This is a genomic window from Psychrobacter sp. (assembly GCF_018260395.1).
Taxonomy (GTDB): Bacteria; Pseudomonadota; Gammaproteobacteria; order Pseudomonadales; family Moraxellaceae; genus Psychrobacter.
Map to the genome: position 1 here is coordinate 1 of NZ_JAGLBC010000158.1, position 5,391 is coordinate 5,391.

The window sequence follows — 5,391 nt, forward strand, 5'->3', positions numbered from 1 at the left end:
TCTTACTCTTCTTCTCATCATTTCTAAACGTTGCACTTCATCGTTGAATCTAAGACATAAAAAAAGAGCCTTGGATATAAATCTCAAGGCTCTTTTTTACTCGAATAAGCTAAATAAAATGATGTTGTTTATTTAAAGCGCCATGCCAATATACGCGTCGCTTTTTGACCATGCTGCATGTTAATAGTTTTAATCTGCCTAGCGCCCACTTTTCTTAGGAGTGCATCAAGAGGTTTTAAATTCTCAGCTCTTGAAACCAGTGTGGTAAACCAGTTTACTTGCTGCGCGTAATCGACACTCTCATTAATCATACGACTGATAAACGCATATTCACCACCTTCGGTCCATAGCTCAGAGTTTTGACCGCCAAAGTTTAGGTTATTTTTAGCATCTGCAAATTTATTAGAAGCTTGGCTATTGGGATTACGGCGAGCGCGGTTCTTCTGTAACTTGGTTTGTTTGCGACTATTGGCATCTAGCACTTCTTGCATAGAACCATGAAAGGGCGGGTTACAGATAGTGATATCAAAATAATCATGTTCACCGATAATACCTTTAAAGATATGCTTAGGGTTTTTTTGCTGTTTTACCATCACCAATTTTTTTAAATTAGGGTTAATTTCACTAATGGCTTTGGCAGTATTGATAGACACAGGATCAATATCAGTGGCAGTAAAATACCAACCATAGCTTTGACTACCAACAATCGGATAAATTAAGCTTGCGCCTGTACCAATATCTAACACATGTGGTTTTTTATTCTCTAGTTCTTTGGCGCTTTTATTATTATCACTTGCCAGTAAATCCGCCACTTGATGAATATAATCGGCACGACCAGGTATGGGCGGGCATAGGTAGTCTTTCGGCAGATCCCAATATTTAATATTGTAATGCAGCGCCAGTAGCGCTTTATTTAAGGTCAAAACGGCTTCGGCATCAGAGAAATTAATGGTCGGCTCACCAGTTGGATTGGTAATGGTGTGCTTAGCAAGCTCCGGTAACGCTTTAGTTAACTTCTCAAAGTCATAACGACCTTGATGAGGGTTACGGGGGTGTAAAGTGCTTTTTGGTTGGGCTTTAGGCTGGGTCATATGAATTTTGAGCTTATAAAAAAGATAGACAAAAGAAGATTTTCTGGGGATATAATAATTGACATAGCGTCAACATCGTAAATGGTAGTTTAACAGGTTTAGTAATCAAACAGTCAGCAATTATCTGGTTTGCTAAGCGTTTAGGATAAGACTATATCTATAATGCTATTATCACTAATAATTGTCTATAACTAGCATCTTTAATTCGCATCCATAACAAGCCTCCCTTTAATCTAGAGAATACTAATGACAAATAACGCTAACGATACTAATCATAATATGCGTATTACTTATGAAACAGAAGGCCATATCTGTCTAATTGGCTTAAATAGACCTGACAAGCGAAATGCCTTTGATAGCCATATGATTGCCCAGCTATCTGATGCTCTAACCCGCTATGAAGCCGATAGTGAGCTACGTTGTGCGCTAATTTTTGCTCATGGTGAGCACTTTACCGCTGGGCTAGATTTGATGGAGCTTCAAGACAAACTCGATAAAGGTGTGTTTAATTTTGATGAGTCTCAAATAGATCCTTGGGGCATCAGTGGCAAAATGCGTACTAAGCCAATAGTTGTTGCCGTACAAGGCACTTGTTTCACCGCTGGTATTGAGCTGATGTTAAATGCCGATGTCGTGGTAGCCAGTAGTGACTGCAACTTTGCGCAAATGGAAGTTCAGCGCGGTATCATGCCGTTTGGCGGGGCTACGGTGCGCTTTGTGGCGGCAGCAGGATGGCAAAAAGCCATGCCATACTTGTTAACGGGTAAAGCTTTTGATGCCGAAACTGCCGATAAGTTAAATCTAGTTAGCGAAGTGGTAGCGACAGGCAAACAATATGATCGAGCGCTTGAAATAGCCATAGAGATTAGCAAAGCTGCCCCACTGGGTGTACAAGGCGTATTGGCCTCTGCTCAAGATGGCGTGCGAAATGGTGCTACTAGTGCTTTAGCAAATGTCCATAGCTTCTTGCCCTCGTTATTTCATTCTGAAGATGCAAAAGAAGGAGTAATGGCGATGGTGGAACGTCGTGAGGCTAAGTTTAAGGGAAGGTAGCATTATGTTAGATGACGTCTTTAATTTTATTATAGAGTGGGTTGTTGAAGATGTTATCGAGAGGAGTGTTGATCATTCAAGTTTTAGGATAAAAGGTCATCCTTATATAACTTGTATTTATCAAGGCTGTATTTTGTCAATTTTAGTCTTTATCGGTCTGGTCATTTGGCGTTATACAAGTGACATCTCATTGGTTCATACTCTTGAAGAGGACTTTAAGTTTAGCGCATTACTGGGTGGTATTTTTACTTTTATTCTATTGTTTATAAATGCTTCGTGGCGGTTGTTTTCACCCAGGGATACTTTTAGAGACTAGGCTCATAAGTAGCAATGGCGAGAAAGCCCCTTTACTGTTGTAAAAATAAAAGAGTGCCAACCATTAAAAGTAAAAAATTCATTTGTGAAGCCTTAGCAAATTAATTTTATAGGTATCAGACTTTAATGACCAATATGCTCGATATTATCAATATTACGGCGCCAATTTTTATCATTATCGCATTGGGCTATTTATCGGTAAGATTTAAGATAATTGATCCGAGGCACGCCAAAGGTATGGGTGCTTTGGTATTAAAAATTGCCTTACCCGCTTTAATGTTTAACGCTATTGCTAATACGCCGTTTCAACAGGTGATAAAGCCTTATTATCTGTTAATTTATGGCCTCGGTTCGCTGATGGCATTTATAGTAGGAATTGTATTATCCAAGGTTTTTTGGAAGCAGGATAATGTCTCAGCAGCGCTCAATTCTTCGGCGATGTCATCTTCCAACAGTGCCTTTATTGGCTATTCTGTCGTCGCTATGGTCATCGGTTCTAGCAGTGCAGCTAGTTATCTTTCGATGGGCGTATTAATTGAAAACCTATTGATCCTGCCTTTGCTTTTCATAATGGCCGAACTCAATGCAGACTCTGATAAGTCATTGCCCAGTATTCTGCTCGGCATTGGCAAAAGCTTGACCCGTAATCCCCTTATTATCTCCATTGTGATTAGTGTTATTTTTTCAATTTTTAGTATCCCTGTTCCTCAAGTAGTTGCCGGAACGGCTAAGATACTGACGGGTGCTGCGGCGCCTGTTGCGCTATTTGTGATCGGTATGAGTCTGTATGGGCTTGAGCTAAAGGGCGATTTACCCAAAATTACCACGGTTGGCTTGGGTAAACTGATAGTGCATCCGTTGATGATATTGTTGGCGATAAGCCTGATACCGAGCGGCAGACTTCAAGATAACTATGTCGCCATACTGTATGCTTCAGCCCCAGTGTTTTCCTCCATTGCTATCATCGGTCAGCATTATGGCTTGGTCAATCGTATGTCGGCCATTGTGATTGTTTCAACCATTGGCTCGTTCTTTAGTATGAGTGCGGTGCTGATTTATTGGAAGCTGACGGTTGGGTTTTAGGGTGGATTGTTGAATACTTAAATAAGATAAGTATTCATGGAACTGATCCCGTTTTTCGCCATTGCCTTTTGTCTTAAGCTGGGCGATGGGATAAGGTTTTGCATGTCGCCTACTTTGCGCGCCATGCCAACACCAAGTCCTCGCAACCGCCTTTAGCCACCAGTATATCCGCTTCAGAAAATCCCCTTTAAGGGATTTTCTCTTGCGCACCTAAAATTGGCGTACAATTTTTTAACGGTGCTCAGGGCTAAACCGTTCCCAATATAGGACTTTCGTCTAAAATAATAATAACTAGCTATAACTAGTAAAGTTGATTTACACTCATTTATGAAAATCTATATTGATAAGGTATATAAGTGAATAAAATTATTGTTAAAGAAGATGAGTACTTTACTTCAGATTTAGTGACTAAAGAAGAATGGTTAGAAATACTATCAGACGATAGTTTAATGTCTAATAACTATAAATATGCATTAAGTATTTTTTATTTAGAACCTGAGCATAGATCTAGCTGTAAACATTTGGGCAAAAAATATAATATTCATTACAACTCAATAAATTCTTACATTATGAATTTTAGTAAGGCGGTACAGAAAAAACTTAATCGATTTGAATTAATTCACAATGGTGGTAATGCCCAATATTGGCCGATCACAATGAAAGGTAGAAATATTGATGGAGGCCTGTTTGAATGGCAGTTACGTGAAGAATTGATAGATGCAATGCTGGATTTAGATTATGTTAATGCTAGTGCTATTACTATTAAAAATTTAAAAAATTTGATTGACTTGGTTAATAAAGATGTGGGTGATTTTAAAAAAACGTTCGCAAAGGCGAGAAAAGCATTAGTCAATAACTTAAAGAATAGTCCAAATTCTACAGTTTTATTCTATTATAAAAAAGAAGATAGAGATTGGTCAATTAACTACGGAGGTTCAGATGAAATACAATACCATTTATATTTACGTGCAAATAAAGTAGGGTTTGGTTTAGGTGTTAATACTCAGTCAATGAGAAGTGAAATACCTGCATTAGAATCAGCAAAACCTTATTTAAAAGCTTTAATATCATTAAAAGATAGTGATTACTTAAATAAACTAATTAATCAAGGTTTTGTCTGGGAAAATGAAATATCAAGTGCGAAAGATATTAGACCAGATAATTACTATCTTTTAGAAAAAATTATATCGCTAAGAAATAACAAAATATCTTTAATAGATTACTATACAATAATAAATAACTTAAAAGGCGACCTGTTTGAAGCGTATAAAAAAATATTTAGTTTAGCAAATGAAATAAGTAATGATGGAAAACCTAATAAACAGGATATAGATATGATCTTAACAAATCCTTTGATGCAAGAGGTCGGTGAATTGTTATTAGCGAATATAAACCTTGTATTAACAGGTGCGCCAGGTACAGGTAAAACCTATTTAGCGAAGCAATTGGCTGAATCATGAAATGCAGAGTTTGAGTTGATTCAATTTCATCCCTCCTATGACTATACCGACTTTGTAGAAGGATTACGGCCCATTCAGAATGAAGATGGAGATGTAGGTTTTGAGTTAAGAGATGGGAGTTTTAAACAGTTTTGTAAAAGAGCGCTTAAATATCAGAAAAACCAACAGCTAGATAACTTTGAGGAAGTTTATCAGACCTTTATTGATGACATCTCTGAAGATGGTTTAGAGCTTAAAACTCGAATTCAAAACAAACCTTTTAGAATAAGCGTTAGTGCAAACGGAAATATCATTGCTAAGCCAAGCACTGATATTCAAACACCTATGACGATAAGTAAGTATAAAATTCAAACTTACTTTGAAACAGGTAAAGCTCTTGATTGGAAACC

At 37.6% G+C, this 5,391-nt stretch carries 5 protein-coding genes and 1 pseudogene; 5 read left to right on the top strand and 1 reads right to left on the bottom strand.

Features of this window, described 5'->3' with window-relative positions; all coding sequences use genetic code 11:
• Nucleotides 1–128 precede the first annotated feature (128 nt).
• Complete coding sequence (gene rlmF, locus QZ265_RS09705) at nucleotides 129–1,091, bottom strand: 23S rRNA (adenine(1618)-N(6))-methyltransferase RlmF (protein WP_296405696.1); 963 nt, start codon at nucleotides 1,089–1,091, stop codon at nucleotides 129–131.
• A gap of 279 nt (nucleotides 1,092–1,370) precedes the next feature.
• Between rlmF and QZ265_RS09710 the strand changes: the two genes are divergently transcribed.
• The 5 genes and pseudogenes from QZ265_RS09710 to QZ265_RS09730 all read left to right on the top strand — a co-directional run.
• On the top strand, nucleotides 1,371–2,144 hold the full coding sequence (locus tag QZ265_RS09710; RefSeq protein ID WP_296405703.1) for a crotonase/enoyl-CoA hydratase family protein: 774 nt from the start codon (nucleotides 1,371–1,373) through the stop codon (nucleotides 2,142–2,144).
• A gap of 4 nt (nucleotides 2,145–2,148) precedes the next feature.
• Entirely contained in the window at nucleotides 2,149–2,460 is a 312-nt protein-coding gene (locus QZ265_RS09715) for a hypothetical protein (RefSeq protein WP_296405698.1), read from the top strand.
• Between the two features lie 125 nt (nucleotides 2,461–2,585).
• Nucleotides 2,586–3,542, top strand: coding sequence for an AEC family transporter (locus QZ265_RS09720; protein ID WP_296405700.1), 957 nt, complete (start codon nucleotides 2,586–2,588; stop codon nucleotides 3,540–3,542).
• A gap of 356 nt (nucleotides 3,543–3,898) precedes the next feature.
• A complete protein-coding gene (locus QZ265_RS09725; RefSeq protein WP_296405701.1) occupies nucleotides 3,899–5,002 on the top strand; it encodes a hypothetical protein in 1,104 nt (367 codons plus the stop codon).
• Nucleotides 5,003–5,017: 15 nt separating this feature from the next.
• Nucleotides 5,018–5,391: pseudogene (locus tag QZ265_RS09730) on the top strand (hypothetical protein); the annotation flags it as partial.